Here is a 14,159-nt window from a genome sequence, read left to right on the forward strand (position 1 = left end):
ACAGATGCTGAAGCTGAAGCTGATGTGCCCAGCAATTTAGAATAGACAGATTTACATATTGGGTTCATTCCTATCACTTGCGCGACGCCCATTGTAATGTCTGAGCCACTTGGATTTTATGAGAAATATGGGCTTAACGTATCGGTTGTAAAGATGCCGAACTGGGCTGCTGTACGCGACTCAGCGATCGCTGGTGAGCTAGATGCTTATCATATGTTATCTCCCATGCCCATTGCTATGACCTTGGGGCTTGGGTCGGCTACATTTCCCGTAAAGCTAGCCAGCATTGAAAACATTAATGGTCAGGCTATTACTGTAGCGATTAAACATCGAGACACGGTGAGAGGGCCAGCAGACTTTAAGGGCTTCCGTATTGGGGTACCGTTCCCATTCTCGATGCATAACCTCTTACTTCGATATTATCTGGCTACCGGTGGACTGAACCCTGATACAGATGTACAGATTTTCCCAGTGCCGCCACCTGATAGCGTTGCTAAAATGACGGCTGATGAGCTTGACGCGATGCTCATGCCCGATCCCTTTAACCAACGGGCTGTATTCGAGGGCGTTGGTTATATTCACATGCTCACGAAGGATCTGTGGGATGGTCATCCCTGCTGTGCCTTTGCGGCGAGTCAAACCTGGATTGACGAAAATCCGAATACGTTCCGGGCTGTCAATAAGGCGATCATTGATGCTGCTGGCTATGCCGACGACCCAGCGAATCGTAAAGATATCGCAGCGGCCTTAATCGATCGCCAATATCTAAACCAGCCGTTGCCTGTTGTAGAAGCAGTGCTCACTGGTGAGTTTGAAGATGGTCTGGGGAATACTCTCAATGTTCCCGATCGCATTGGCTTTGATCCCTATCCTTGGAAGAGCTTTGCTAAGTGGATTTCGTCTCAGATGGTGCGTTGGGATCTGATGTCGGCTGAGGGCATTGACTATGACCAAATTGCCCAAGATATTTTCCTAACTGATCTGGCTGCAGAACTGCAAACAGAGCTAGGACAGACACCCCCTACTGAAGCAGAACGTTCTGAAACCCTGAAATTTGATTCTTTTGATCCCAGCGATCCAGCATCTTATGTGGCAACTCAGATTGAAGAATTTGGCCAATAGGAGGCACTATGAACAATCCTGCATTACCAGCCGTGCGATCTAAAAAAGCGATCGCCCTCAGCATTAATCAACAGGCCTTTCTATTATTCTTACTCATCCTGGGTGTTCTGCTACTCTTTTGGGAAGTAGGTGCAAGGATGGGCTTGTTCTCTCAACTGATGCCATCTGCCAGCGAGACGATTAAAGAAACGTGGTGGTGGCTCTCTAAGCCATTTTTTGACTATGGACCCAACGATAAAGGTATTGGCTGGCTTCTGCTCACTAGCCTACGTCGCGTCTTGGTCGGGTTTGCTATTGGGTCAGCGATCGCTATTCCCCTAGGTATCCTGATTGGCTTATCTGAGGTTTTCTCTCGGGCTATGGATCCCTTTATCCAGATTCTGAAACCCGTCTCTCCCCTAGCTTGGCTTCCTTTGGGATTAGGATTACTGAAGAATTCAGAAAGCACGGCTCTTTTTGTCATTGCGATTACCAGCATCTGGCCGACTTTAATTAATACCAAGTTTGGGGTCAGCCATGTAGATACATCCTATCTTGATGTTACGCGCACCCTGGGAGCATCCCGTTGGCGAACGCTGACTAAGGTTATCTTGCCGGCAGCAGCTCCTTATATTGTCTCAGGTTTGCGGATTAGTATTGGTATTGCCTGGCTGGTGATTGTTGCGGCAGAAATTCTAGTGGGTGGTTCTGGAATTGGTTATTTCGTCTGGAATGAATGGAATAATCTCAAGATTACCAGTATTATTACCGCGATTCTGGTGATCGGTGGGGTGGGGTTAGTACTCGATCGCCTCTTTAGCTTCTTGCAAACCTGGGTTGCATTTGGACAACGAGTATGATGACCTCTTCCTACGCTTCCTCTATCAAACCTGCTGACATGTCTGCCAGTGCTCCTCTCTCAATTCAAGGCGTTTCCAAGATCTATCACGGTAAGCGCGACTGGTTTAGCCGTATGACTCGCAAGGCTACCCTAGACTACACAGCCCTAGAAGATATCAATCTAGATATTGAAGCCAATACGTTTGTATCGATTATTGGCCCCTCGGGTTGTGGTAAGTCTACCTTGCTGAACATCATTGCTGGTTTATCTCAACCAACAACGGGAGCCGTTTTGATTGACGGTGTTCCCATTACCGGCCCGGGCCCCGATCGCGGCGTTGTCTTTCAAAACTATGCCTTGATGCCTTGGATGACGGTAATGGATAACATCCGTTTCGCCATTGAAACGGTCAATCCTAAATTATCTGCTGCTCGTCAAAAGGCGATCGCTCACGACTATATTGAACTTGTGGGTCTAGTAGGGGCAGAAGATCGTCATCCCCATGAGCTATCCGGCGGTATGAAGCAACGGGTAGGTATTGCCCGGGCCTTAGCCATCGATCCCCAAATTTTGCTCATGGATGAACCCTTTGGAGCGCTAGACGCTCTAACGCGGGGATTTCTGCAAGATGAAGTGGAACGTATCTGGGAGCAGCAGCGAAAAACGGTGATCCTGATTACCCATAGTATTGAGGAAGCCCTGTTGCTTTCCGACAAAATTGTCATGATGACGCGGGGCCCTGAGGCAAAGATTGCCAAAATTTTGGATGTGCCGTTTCCCCGTCCCCGCCATCGCGAGTCGCTCGATCAGCAACCCGCCTACCATGACATTAAAGCAGAGATGGAACTTCATCTGTCTCAGGAAACCCGAGCTGTTGAAGAATCTCGGATTCGTAGACGAGCGATCGCTTGACCTTAGAAAATCTGCTGATATTCACCGTAGATGTTGATTGTACCTATCGTTTATACCTGACAGTAAGGAGATGTTGTATGGCGACTGTTGATCTACCTGAAATTACAAAGAAATTACTTGCAGCTAAGGATGCTGTTGGTATGACCTTCTCGGAGCTAGAGCAAACCCTAGGACGAGATGAAGTCTGGATTGCATCGGTTATTTATCGTCAGGCTAGCGCATCTGAGGAAGAAGCCACCCAACTACTAGCTGCTTTGGGCCTAGGCGCAGACTTAGCCTCGGAATTAACCGCCTGCCCCTTGAAAGGTCTAGGGCCAGTTGTCCCTACGGATCCTCTGATTTATCGGCTCTACGAGATCATGCAGGTCTATGGAATGCCGATTAAAGATGTGGTGCATGAAAAATTTGGAGACGGCATCATGAGCGCCATTGACTTCACCCTAGATGTAGAGAAAGAAGAGGATCCCAAGGGCGATCGCGTCAAAATCATCATGAATGGTAAGTTCTTGCCTTATAAGAAGTGGTAAGACTAATGCTCTAAACTCAGGGTTTACAAATCATATGTTGAATGAACTGTAAACCCTGAGGCAGGCTATATAGTCGTTCCATGATAGGACTTAATACAACAATCTGTCATGGCGGCATATCTCGCAGAGCTATCGCTCCCTTTAAATCCTTGGCGTTGCTGAACAGCGGTATGATTCCGAAATATGTTGCATGGAGTTTTAGTCCCTGTTGCTATAGATTCATCTCCCAATTCAGCAACACCCAAGACTTAAATACTATAGCGATCAATGAACCTATGCTCTCGGGTTCAATAGGGATAGGAGATTATATGACGTCTTTGAAGCCCTAGGACAACTGATCTAAAGGAGATATGCCACGATACCTACGGCTGCATGACCTACTTAAATGATCTAACTCAAGAGGTTGAAAGCATGATAAAGTCTTCCACTCCCCGATCTGCAGCAAAGAACCGGTTAATCTGTTGGGTTCAGTATATCGGTATGGTGCTAGCTTTTATTGGAGCTTGGCAGGTGCTCTCTAATAGTGCCTCTTTTCTCCATCATTTGCTGTAACGTATAGGGGAAGCCAGATAAATTAGGCTATCCAGAAGCTAGGATACTCTGAATTCGCGCAGGTGGTTTTGTCCTGTATAGCCGCGGTGTGAGTCGCTGAGGCTCTGGGGTTTGCTGTCTTGACTGAGTTGATTAAAGCTATATCTGCACTGAGCAAGATCGAAAAATATGACCGTTTCTGGATCTGTTGCTAGAATACATAGGCATGAAGGGTTTAGTAAGTCGGGACAACCATTACACCCTACCCTTGCCAAGGTCTAAAATCGGATTTGATATTCTAAAACGGCACTGGGATTACCACTAGAGCTAATACTACCTCGGATGCGAAACTCGTCATTGAGGCGATAGCGTAGTCCTAGCTGGGGTGGATCATCTGCTGTCAAGACCTGCAAAATCGATACTGACAGATCATTGGTAACCTCGAAGCCCACTTCCGCCGCAAGTCCTAATGTGGAAGCATCACCATTATCCGATGCGGTGCTGGTAGGAAAGAGGCGAAAATCAGATAACCCTAGGGCGCGACCGATGAGGTTTTGCAAACTGCCCAGTAGAGCAGAGCCAGCTAAGTTAACGATCGCTAAGGTCTCGTCTCCTTCGGTTAAGGCACTGAGGGCACCGCCGCCAATCAACGCCACAATTTGGCTCTCGCTACGGGATGGATCACTGGTGAGCTCAAGGGTGTCAAAAATGCGATCGGCGGGACCATCTACCGTCGCGATGATCCGCACGCTTTCTACCGTACCAAAATCGCTGGCCGTCACCACGGATTCAGCAATTTCAGAGGACGAAAAGCCACTGCTGGATCGGAAGGTGGGAGGGAGGGTAACCTCGGGAACGATGGCCAGAAGCCGCACCTTGAGGGAGGGCATTAAGCCTTGACTGGGGGTGAAAACAGCGGTTTGTGGAAATTCCCTCGTTCCTTGGGTTAGATTAAACCGAGTTGTAAATAAGTTAACATAGCCGCGTTCTAGCTGGACGGTGCCTTGGGGCAGTAGGTTATCAAAGGTTCCGTTGATGGTTAACCCGCCGGTGGCAATGAAGTTAATCAACGGCTCACTCAAAATTTGTAGGTTATTTCCTAGGGTGATCTGCAAGTTGTTTAACTCGGGTGGACGGAACCCTCCCTGTCGTTGCTCTTCGGGTTCTGGGACGGGTTCTGCTGGCTGGTCGCCGCTGGCTAGGAAGACTCGCCCATCGCTGAGGCGAATATCCCCGCCAACGAGGGGGGCGATCGCGGTGCCATCAATTCGTAAATCACCGGCAACACCGCCGTTATACAACCCTCGGAAATTCATGGCAATATCGCGCAGCGTTACGGTGAGGGGTTGAAGCCTGGGATCCTCCTCCGTATCTAGATTATCCACGAGCTCCCTCAGCGGCGTGGCGATGGGCAACACACCTTGGGCGCTGATGGTGCCAGCGCTGAAATTCCCGGTCAGAGACTGAACCTGGATGCGATCGAAGTTGAAGTCAACTTGGCCGGTCACATCGGTAATTGGGGCAGGTAGGTTCTGAGCCGTCAACACCGCATCTTGCAGCGTGATGTTGCCCACGGCCCTTGGACTCGACAGGGTTCCTTCAATGGTTAGGTCAACTGCTCCTTGACCACTGATCCAAGCGACCTGATTGGTAAATAGGTTCATCAGCGCTAGACCGTCATCTCGGACATTCACCGCTAATCGTAGGGCATCGCTTTCGGGTGTAATAGTCATGAATGGCAGTGCGTAGGGAATACTGCCGGATACCGAAAGGGGTTCAGGATCCACCCCTGAGCCATCAGCTCCCTTAATTTCGCCTACCAGCATTTCCCCAATGAAGTTTAGTCGGGCATTGTTATAGCTCAGGCGAACTTCGGCTGTATCAATGGGGGTGGCGTTGAGGGTACCGTTGCTGAGGGAGACGGCACCTGTGACCTGAGGCTCCGTAACCGCACCCGTTAGCAAGGCGTTGGCGTTGAGGTCGCCATCCACGAGGATCGGTAGATTAAACAGGTCACGCAAGGGGGCAACGGGCACATTGCTGAGGACAAGCTGGGCGGATTGATCGCTGCCGCCAATGCGTCCCGATAGATTGAAGACTGCATCTCCCGACTCTGCCCGTAGGGGTAAGAGGGTGAGCATATTGTCTCGCAGATCACCGATGGCAACGACCCGTTGAATGTCGTAATCACCCCAGCGCCAGTCTGTGCCTTCGATGTTGAAATCGGCCGTGAAGCCCGTTTCAGCAGAGGCGGTGAATTGGATGCCGCCGGTGAATTGTCCTTCAGCATCACTGGGGCTGGGAAGATTGAGATCGTTGGATTCGTCTATCTCTTGGCGATCGCGTAGGGCATCAAGTTCGGCTAGGCGACGCAGGCGATTGATCAGGGTGTAGGGTCGCACGTCTAGGGCGGTGGGCTGGACGGCGCTGGCAGCACCATAGAGGGGCGGACGCAGCCCACGGGTGAAATCTTGAAAATCAATAATTTTTAGGGCAAATAGCAAATCACTGAGTTCACCAGGTTGGGCGATCACCTGGCCTGATAGTTGCGGCGATCGCCCGGGATTATAGCTAGCTTCCACGCCGTAGTTGCTGCGGGGAAAGGCTAGGTCACCGTTCGTCAACGAGACGCTGCCGTTACCGTAGTACAGTTGCCCCGAAAAGGCTTGGGCATCGATGTAGCCGATGGCGGGGCGCTCCACGGCTACGTCGGCCGTGACGATGGGATTGCTGAGGTTGTTGAGATTGGCTTGAAAGGTGCCGCTGAGAATGCCCTGAATTTCGCCTAGACCTTGGTCGGCAGCCGGAGCTACGTCAAACCAGGCTAGATCGACCTGTCGGATTTCTCCAACTAAGCGATCGCCTTCTTCAATGGCTAGCAAGGAGGCTCCTTGCACATCCACCAGCAGGGCGGTGGGCAGGTATCGCTCATTGAGGGCAAGGGCAATGCGGTCTTGGCTGCCGGAAATATCCAGGGCGACGCCGCTGGTGAGGGTGGCTTGTAGGTTGCCGGTGAGGCTTGGCTCGAAGGTCAGTTGGTTGATGGCCAGGCGATCCACTTGGGTGACGCCGGTCAAGGCTGGGTCGGTGCCGCTGCCGGTCACCTGACCGTTAAAGCTCACTAAGCCGCGCACATCCACCTGGGAAGGGAAGGTCTCAAAACTGGCGGGCAGGGTGGCTAGGTCAAAATTATCCAGGCGTAGGTTCAAATTCAGGGCGGCGATCGCTGCGGCACCCCGTTGGCTGAGATCGGTATCAATCGTGCCGTCAGCATAGAAGCCATCGGCCTCAGCCCGGTTGACAACCAGGCGATCGCCCTCCCAGGCAAAGACCGTGCTTAGGGGGCCGGTGATCAAGGAGACCCCGTCGGAAAGGCGGGCATCTCCGGTAGCGGCAATGCCGGCGGGAGAAAGATCCGCAAGGCTACCGCTGAGGTCGAGGTTGGCATCCAAGACGCCGCGTAGCTGGGGTGAGAAGGGAGCGAGGGGGACTTGATTCACTCCCACATTGGCCTGCCACTCGCGGGTATCAAGAGCGGCAAAGCCGTTGGCGGTGAGGGTGCCATCCAGGGCCTGCACGACGGTGTTGCGCACTTCTACTAGATTGTTGTCTAGGGCAATTTCCCCTTGGGCTGGATAGGTGCCATTGGTGCGCCAGTTGGCGATCGCCTGGATAGAACTCACCGGACTGAGGGGCCCAAAGACTTGGATGTCTGCATCGACTGCGCCAATGGTTACGTCATCTGGCAGGGAGGCTCCATAGAGGATGGCGATCGCGTCGGCGGGAACATTTTGCACCGTGGTGTCGAATACGAAACCGGAGACTTCGCCCAGGGCAATGCTGCCGTTGCCCAGCAGTTGCCCGCCAACCCGGGGCAAGACTTCGAGATTGGCGATCCGCACCTCATTTGGGGTCACCACAAACTCGGTGCCCACGGTGTCTAAGGTCAGGCGATCGACCTGCACGGCCTGCCGATTGCGCACCCGACCCGCCACTTGGGGTTCTGCTAATGGACCGGTGATGGTGGTGGTGACCTGAAAATCGCCTGCCAGCTCCACCTCTGGTGGCGTGATCGCAAAGGTGGTGAATAGGTTATCTAGGGTGAGGCTAGGTAATTCCACGGACAGATCATACCCTTCGGATAAATCCACCTGGCCTTGGGCGATCGCGTCAATCGTGCCGTAACGCACGCTGGTATCTTCCACGGTCACCGTTTGTCCCTGAAACCGTAGACGACCGTTGCCATTCTCCAGGGTATTGGGCACCGTGTCGGGGATGCCGTCGATCGCCGCTACCAGATTGCTGAAGGTTAAACTGCCCTGGAGACCAAAGTCCATCAGCTCGCTTAGATTCAGGGCCACCTCCAGATTGGTATCCACTGCACCCTGCTGAAATGTCAAGGGCGATCGCACCACCGTTCCCAAGGCCGCGATCGCCAATTGATGACCCTGCACCGCCAACTGCAGGCGCTCACCTTCTAGGTCTGCTTCACCCTGAATGCGGAAGCGTCCGCCGCTGTCGGGCAGACCGCGAAGATTAAAGCCAATTAACTTATTTTCATTGCGGAAGGTGGCTTCACCGTCCACTGCGTCTAGCACAATGGGAGCGATCGCTTGATCAATCTGCGCGCCTGGCAGGGGAGCGATCGCCCGCGATCCCAGGATTTCGCTGGAGGAGGCTGCTAGGGCATCGGGTAATCGTGACCAGTCAAAGGGCTGGAGGGTCACGGTACCGTCGTCTATCCAGATGCGGTTCAGTTCAACGGTGATCTCCCCAGGTTCCGCCGGGGTAAACGTGAGGGGTAGCCAGGCTCCATCCGCGGTCTGATCTAAATAAAGCTGGGGTTGAACGAGGGTGATATCGAGGGTGAGGGTGCGATCGAAGACCACCTTTAGGGGATTGAAACGAACATCGACCGCCGCAATGTCGAGGCGATCGCGATTGTCGTCTGTCGGAGGCATGGTTGATGGTCCAAGGCGTAACCCCGTCAGCCAAAAACTCTCCACCTCGCCGATATCTACCGGGCGGTTCACTAGGGTGCTGAGACTGCGAGACACCATCGGCGATAGATCGTCATAGACAAACTGCCGGGCCCGCAGCAGTCCTACGCCGCTGCCCAGCAGCAGTAAGACCACCACAGAACGCGCCAAATACCGGCGGCGGCGCGGTGGCGTCGGTGATGCATTGGGTTCTGGGAGCGTTGGGTCGGGCTCAGGTGTATGGCTCATTGCACCCTCTTAAATCTCATGCAGATCCGTCGGCTTCAAGATAGGTGGAGGGATGGATCACGGACACCCTATCCGATACTAGGTCACTGTGCTGCATGGGTTGCTGCGGATAGTCCTAGGCGGAGGCACGATGCCATGGCCATCAAGTGTCATGGTTAGACCTTACATCCAGACGGTGAAGACGATGGGGTGGACGGTGCGAACATGGGGGATGAAGACATCAGGTGTTAGCTGAGAGTGGGATCCACAGTCCTGACCTGTCTTGGAGACCTGTCTTGGATGACCGTGATAGGTTTTGAGAGCAGTCGGTATGGGCAAGGGGAGGGAGACATGGAGTGGATAGGCCATCGTTCTGGACGTAGGGCCATCCTTGCATGGGTGAGGACATCAGGAAACCCTGGAGACGCTTAAAGGTTTAAACGTTCATCTAGACCATGTCTCAACTAGCTTGACTACAGCCATGATTAGGCTATCGGTATGCCAAAAGGGACAAGCTAGTGTTTGGAAAAATTGGGTGGTTATGATGAGATTCCTTAGAAATTTAGCCTAGATTGCTAGCGCCGACAATGGGTCTTCTCAAGATTTTCAGCACCCCTAAGCATCAAGTATCCTGACGGATGTGCAGGTGTTCGATGTTCCACAACCCCCAGGGTGATAGACCAGAATAGTCAACCCCCTCGACAGAATTGCGCACCGCCATCAGCGCGATTTCGTGGGCCAGATAAATCACCGGCAGTTGGTTTTGCACAATGGTTTGAAACTCGCCGTAGATCTGCTGCCGCCGCGCTTCGTTAAACTCTTGGGCTCCAGCCCGAAACAGGCGATCGATATCCGCTTCCCAGTCGGAGACCTCCCAATCTTGGATGGGCGGTTGGCCGGGTTGTGGGCCAAGGTTGAACAAGTGGGAGCCGCCGGTACTTGTCCAGAGGTTGGAGCCGCTGTGGGGTTCGAGGCTGCCGGTGAAGCCAATGAGAATAGTATCCCACTCGCGGGTTTGGGTGAGGCGGGATACGAGGGCACCAAAGTCGATCGCTTCCACGTCAAGCTGAATGCCGATCGCTCCTAGGTCAGACCGCAACTGGGAGGCGATCGCTTCCCGCACCTGGTTGCCCGCATTGGTGCGCAGGGAAAACTGCACTCGGCTGCCCTCAGCGTCAAACAGTTGCCCTCCCGCGTCGTAGACAAAACCGGCCGACTCTAGCAACTGCCGCGATCGCTCTAGGTCATAGTCATACACCGGCAGCCCCTGCTCGGGGGAGAGAAAATAGGGGCTTTGCAGGGACACGGGGGAATTTTGCGGGGTGGCGATGCCGCGATAGATATTGTTGATCAGCCGCGGACGGTTAATGGCATGGGCGATCGCTTGCCGAAACTGGCGATTGTGAAACCAAGCAGACTTGACCGGATCGACCACCGGCTGCCCCTCATTGTTCTTGGCCCGATTCAGGTTGAATGCCACAAAGGTGGTGCTGGATGATTCTCCCCCCACCAAGATCTGAAACTGGCCGCGCTCCTCCTCCCGCTTCAGCAGTTCAAAATAGTCGGGGCGCAGGGGCCGGCTGTCGCCAATCACGTCCAAGTCACCGGATCGAAAGCGCAGCAGTTGATTATCCGTCGATTCCACCAACTGCCAGACAATTCGATCAAGGCTGGGGAGCGATCGCCCCTGGTCATCCTGCTGCCAATAGTAGGGATTGCGGCGAAACAGCACCCGCTCGGCAGGCGTATAGGCTTCGATCTGGAATGGCCCCGCTACCACCAGATCGGCGGGATTGGTACTCGTGTCCCACTGAGAGATGAACAGAGGATTACCGCTGCTGTCTAGGGTGCTCACCGTATCGGCCAGGCGATGGCGGGGCAGGATTGAGGTACGGTAGTCGGCGGTGGCTCGCAGGAAGGGCGAGAAGGGTTCGGGCAAGCGAAAGGCGACTTGGCGATCGCCCACGGCCTGGACAGTGGGAAACTGGCGATCGTCCCCAATGCGGAGCCCATCCTTGGCATCGGACGGGATGGCGGGATTGAAAATCACATCGCGGTAGGTAAACACCACGTCCTCCACCGTCAGCGGCTCCCCATCCGACCAGCGCAGGTTGGGACGTAGGGTAAAGGTGATCAGCGTGCCGTTGTCCGACACCTGCCAAGATTCGGCGAGTTCGGGCTGTAGGTCTCCAGTGATGCCGTTTTCCTGGGTCAGCCCCCGAGCTGTGAATAGGAATACATGGGGAAATTCTTGGTTGAGCGGTGGGTTAAAGGTTTTGGGATCGGATAGACCTGCTAGTACCAGGGTCGTCTCATCCAGCGGCGATCGCTCCATCGCTAGAGTTGTCGATACATTGGTCGTGGATACATCGGTTCTCTGACAGCCGATTAACAAAAGAGCGATCGCCAGCCAAAGCCCCATCCATGCCCAGCGGCGTCCCTGGCTGCGCCGGGCCTGTCTCTGACGATATCGCCTCCCTCGATACTGCATGAAAATCCCTCGCGAGCTGCTGATGTTGACCTTACGGCTTGAAGTTGCCGATTACTGTAGCATTGATTGCTGCGGGATGAAGGGCGCGATCGCCCCTGAGACTGTGCAACAAATTATCAAGTTTTGAGATGTTTTTGATGGAGTCTTGGACGAGGCTTGAAGTTTATTGGAACACTAGGATTAGTCACCCAGGTTACGAGACTTGAGCGATCGCGGCATGGCTCCACGTGGCATAGGTGTGCAACCCTCGCCTCGATTCCCCCTCCATCCTGATGGGTTGAGCCCAGGCCCAGACCTTGCACTGACCCAAGGGTTCTCACCATGATGCAGCCGTCCATCATCGCTCAGGCTTAACGGTATCACTACTTCGGGGTGCTCCATGACCATTGTTCGGGTGACTGGTTTAACTTCCGCCCGCTACCGGGAGTTTGGCACCCTTAACGTTATGGAATAGGAGAGTTACAGATGGGGATTGCGTCCATTAACCCAGCTACAGGTATCACCCTCAAAACCTTTGAGCCCTTGGATGAAACGGCGATCGCCCAAGCGATTGATCGCGCCCAACATACCTTTGAAACCTACCGCCACACCACCTTTGCCCAACGGAGCACATGGCTACGGGCGGCGGCCGATTATCTCACGACCAACAGTGCTGGCTATGGCAAGCTGCTGACCCTGGAAATGGGTAAGCCCCTCAAGGCCGCGATCGCTGAGGTGGAGAAATGCGCCTTGGTCTGTCGCTACTATGCCGACCAGGCCGAAACCCTGCTGGCGGAGCAACCCATTGCCACCGATGCCAGCTACAGCGGCGTGCGCTACGACCCCCTGGGGATTATTTTGGCGGTGATGCCGTGGAATTTTCCCTTTTGGCAGGTGTTTCGCTTTGCGGCACCAGCGCTGATGGCGGGGAATGTGGCCCTGCTCAAACATGCCTCGAATGTACCCCAGAGCGCGATCGCCATTGAAACCATCCTGCGCCAAGCCGGTTTTCCAGAAGGCGCGTTCCAAACCTTGCTGATCCAAGCTGATCAAGTGGCCTCGGTGGTGGCTGATCCTCGGATTAAGGCCGCTACCCTCACCGGCAGTGAAGGGGCGGGGGCAAGTTTGGCGGCCACGGCGGGTACCCATCTCAAGAAAACGGTGCTGGAATTGGGCGGCAGTGATCCGTTCATCGTCATGCCCAGCGCCGATCTAGAAGCAGCGGTGACCACGGGCGTGACGGCGCGCTTGCTGAATAATGGCCAGTCTTGCATTGCTGCCAAGCGGTTTATCCTCCACGAAGCGATCGCCCCCCAGTTTCTCGATCGCTTCGTAGCTGCGTTTAAAACCCTGAAGATTGGCGACCCCCTAGACATGGGTACCGACATTGGCCCTCTGGCCACGCCAGCTATTTTGCAGGAACTGGATCAGCAGGTGCAGGCTTGTCGAGCCGATGGCGCAACGGTCTTAGTCGGTGGTGATCCGTCGGCCTTGTCGATTCGCGCCATTGCTGAATTTCAGCAGGGCAACTTCTACCCACCCACGATTTTGACCCATATTCCCCCGAGCAGTGCCGCCAACCAAGAAGAGTTCTTTGGCCCCGTTGCCCTGGTCTACACCGTTGCCGATCTCGATGAAGCGATCGCCCTGGCCAACCAAACCCCCTTTGGCCTAGGCGCGAGCGCTTGGACGACCGATGCCCAAGAACGCGATCGCCTGCTGGCTGACCTGGAAGCCGGATCGGTGTTTATCAACGGTTTGGTGAAGTCTGACCCCCGCTTGCCCTTTGGCGGCATCAAGCGATCGGGCTATGGTCGCGAACTGAGTAGCCAAGGCATTCAGGAATTCGTCAACATTAAAACCATCTGGGTGAAGTAGCGATCGCACCCAAGGTCTTGCCCCTAGGTTGGGGGCCGCCACGTTTGCCGTAGCGTTAGCTATCTCTACAGAGGGCGATCGCCCCCGCCCCTCCGACCTCCAGACTGCTACCCCAAAAACTATCGCTGATATTGTCCTATCCGTTCAGAAATAAGGTCATGACTATGAGCACTATGAATACTGCCGAACTTCTCGTCCGCTGCCTCGAAAATGAAGGTGTTGAGTATATCTTTGGCCTACCGGGAGAAGAAAATCTCCAAATCCTCCAAGCCCTGAAGCATTCCTCCATTCAATTCATCACCACTCGCCATGAACAAGGAGCCGCGTTCATGGCCGATGTGTACGGACGTTTGACCGGCAAGGCTGGGGTCTGTCTATCGACCCTGGGCCCCGGTGCCACCAACTTAATGACCGGCGTTGCCGATGCCACCCTCGATCGCGCTCCCTTAGTGGCGATTACGGGGCAGGTGGGCACAGATCAAATGCATATCGAATCCCATCAATACCTCGACCTGGTGTCCATGTTTTCTCCAGTGACCAAGTGGAATACCCAGATCGTCCGCCCCAGCAACACTCCAGAAATTATCCGCAAGGCCTTTAAGATTGCCCAAAGCGAAAAGCCTGGGGCCGTGCATATTGACCTACCGGAAAATATTGCCGCCATGCCCGCCGTGGGTGCGCCCTTAAAGCCC

The 14,159-nt window shown here is 54.0% G+C and carries 9 protein-coding genes; 7 read left to right on the top strand and 2 right to left on the bottom strand.

Features of this window, described 5'->3' with window-relative positions:
* Positions 1 to 57 precede the first annotated feature (57 nt).
* The 4 genes from V6D20_11690 to cynS all read left to right on the top strand — a co-directional run bounded on the left by V6D20_11690 (position 58) and on the right by cynS (position 3,381).
* On the top strand, positions 58 to 1,122 hold the full coding sequence (locus V6D20_11690) for an ABC transporter substrate-binding protein (GenBank protein ID HEY9816445.1): 1,065 nt from the start codon (positions 58 to 60) through the stop codon (positions 1,120 to 1,122).
* 8 nt (positions 1,123 to 1,130) lie between these two features.
* On the top strand, positions 1,131 to 1,961 hold the full coding sequence (gene ntrB / locus V6D20_11695; GenBank protein ID HEY9816446.1) for a nitrate ABC transporter permease: 831 nt from the start codon (positions 1,131 to 1,133) through the stop codon (positions 1,959 to 1,961).
* Entirely contained in the window at positions 1,958 to 2,854 is an 897-nt protein-coding gene (locus V6D20_11700; GenBank protein HEY9816447.1) for an ABC transporter ATP-binding protein, read from the top strand. Before ntrB ends, V6D20_11700 begins: the two co-directional genes overlap by 4 nt.
* Before the next feature lie 77 nt (positions 2,855 to 2,931).
* The gene (cynS, locus tag V6D20_11705) at positions 2,932 to 3,381 is read left to right on the top strand and encodes a cyanase (GenBank protein HEY9816448.1); all 450 of its coding nucleotides are present in this window, start codon (positions 2,932 to 2,934) and stop codon (positions 3,379 to 3,381) included.
* A gap of 809 nt (positions 3,382 to 4,190) precedes the next feature.
* Here cynS and V6D20_11710 read toward each other — a convergent pair.
* Both V6D20_11710 and V6D20_11715 read right to left on the bottom strand, forming a co-directional pair.
* Positions 4,191 to 9,140 (bottom strand): translocation/assembly module TamB domain-containing protein, encoded by a 4,950-nt coding sequence (locus V6D20_11710; GenBank protein HEY9816449.1) that lies wholly within the window; start codon positions 9,138 to 9,140, stop codon positions 4,191 to 4,193.
* Positions 9,141 to 9,741: 601 nt separating this feature from the next.
* Complete coding sequence (locus tag V6D20_11715) at positions 9,742 to 11,610, bottom strand: ABC transporter substrate-binding protein (GenBank protein HEY9816450.1); 1,869 nt, start codon at positions 11,608 to 11,610, stop codon at positions 9,742 to 9,744.
* Between V6D20_11715 and V6D20_11720 the strand changes: the two genes are divergently transcribed.
* The 3 genes from V6D20_11720 to V6D20_11730 all read left to right on the top strand — a co-directional run.
* Positions 11,609 to 11,737 (top strand): hypothetical protein, encoded by a 129-nt coding sequence (locus V6D20_11720; GenBank protein ID HEY9816451.1) that lies wholly within the window; start codon positions 11,609 to 11,611, stop codon positions 11,735 to 11,737. The two genes, V6D20_11715 and V6D20_11720, sit on opposite strands and share 2 nt — an antisense overlap.
* 338 nt (positions 11,738 to 12,075) lie before the next feature.
* Positions 12,076 to 13,467 (top strand): NAD-dependent succinate-semialdehyde dehydrogenase, encoded by a 1,392-nt coding sequence (locus V6D20_11725; protein HEY9816452.1) that lies wholly within the window; start codon positions 12,076 to 12,078, stop codon positions 13,465 to 13,467.
* 164 nt (positions 13,468 to 13,631) lie between these two features.
* Positions 13,632 to 14,159: thiamine pyrophosphate-binding protein (locus V6D20_11730; protein HEY9816453.1), on the top strand; the 528-nt coding region annotated here is incomplete at its 3' end.

This window comes from Candidatus Obscuribacterales bacterium (assembly GCA_036703605.1).
Classification (GTDB): Bacteria; Cyanobacteriota; Cyanobacteriia; order RECH01; family RECH01; genus RECH01.